1 pseudogene is annotated in these 407 nt (G+C 29.2%); it reads right to left on the bottom strand.

The annotated features are described in order from the left end of the window. Positions 1-46 precede the first annotated feature (46 nt). Positions 47-184 (bottom strand): annotated as a pseudogene (locus tag NEH74_RS13760) (IS1595 family transposase); the annotation flags it as partial. Between the last annotated feature and the right edge of the window lie 223 nt (positions 185-407).

Raw genomic sequence — 407 nt, 5'->3', positions numbered from 1 at the left:
CTACCAATATTTTCAATATTTATGATATCATTATAGGATGATTAATTCAAAAGCATAACAATGATGGTGGTCGGTGTGTAATCATTTCATTAAATATTAGAGAATAACTTGCCTGTGATTGTATGTCAGCTTTCTGAATTTTCAGCAGTTCTGTTTCATCTTTAAAATGCTCAATCCACTTAAAAACTGCTCACTTTATTTAAATCTCTAAAAATATACATAAAGAAAATAATAAAACTAATCTTTTTGTGGTAGAATAAGGTAAAATATGGATGGGGAGGTTTTACGATGGATAAAACAACGATTATTCAATTAGTTGTATGTTTAGGGGGGATAGGAAGTATGGTTGCAGGAATATTATACTTTCTCTCATTTGACTCTTATATGAAAGATATTGATAGACGTGT

The organism is Turicibacter sp. GALT-G1 (genome assembly GCF_025594995.1).
GTDB lineage: Bacteria > Bacillota_I > Bacilli_A > MOL361 > Turicibacteraceae > Turicibacter > Turicibacter bilis.
The sequence above is the reverse complement of the archived record's forward strand: the minus strand, read 5'-3'. Positions and strand labels throughout refer to the sequence as shown.